The sequence below is a fragment of the Porphyromonas sp. HMSC077F02 genome (assembly GCF_001815465.1).
In the GTDB taxonomy this organism is placed as follows: Bacteria; Bacteroidota; Bacteroidia; order Bacteroidales; family Porphyromonadaceae; genus Porphyromonas_A; species Porphyromonas_A somerae.
On record NZ_KV820665.1, the window covers coordinates 1 to 561 of the forward strand.

At 45.3% G+C, this 561-nt stretch carries 1 protein-coding gene; it reads right to left on the reverse strand.

Translation table 11 applies throughout. The annotated features are described in order from the left end of the window. The coding region (locus HMPREF3027_RS04335; RefSeq protein WP_210400678.1) for a transposase at positions 1 to 511 on the reverse strand (511 nt) is incomplete at its 3' end. Positions 512 to 561 lie beyond the last annotated feature (50 nt).

A 561-nucleotide genomic window follows, 5' to 3' on the forward strand; every position in this document is an offset into this window, starting at 1 on the left:
TTCCTTCTGTGGGATTGTTGTACACTCCAACGATATCTCTACGACCGTCTGTATCCAAGCTCATTACAACAAAGAACGCCTCCTTGCTAACGCTATCTCCTCGCCTTACTGGGAGGTATGTTGCGTCAATCATAAGTGCTTCCAGCTCACTTGGAAGTGCTCTTTTACGCCATTCTAGGACAGCCTTCTGCGTGGAGAGAGCAAGACGATTAACTTGGCTCGTGCTATAACTTTTGCCATACAAACGCTCAAAAACACCTGAGATGTCGTTCATCGTATTACCACAGCTATAGAGATAGCTCGCAACTTCTCCCATCTCTTTCTCTTGCTCTTTTAATACCCCTAAAATAACGGGCATAAAACCACGCTGACGTGTCCGAGGAACTCGCAACTCAAGCATATTACCACTCGCAAAAATACGACGACCTCGGTAGCCATTACTAACATCTCCAGTATCTTCCTTGTAAAGTTCGCGTTCCCCTTCCATCACGATCTCTACAACTAGCTCCATCAATCCCTTGACCCCCTGCCCTTCAATTATAAAGTTTGAAAGAATTTCCT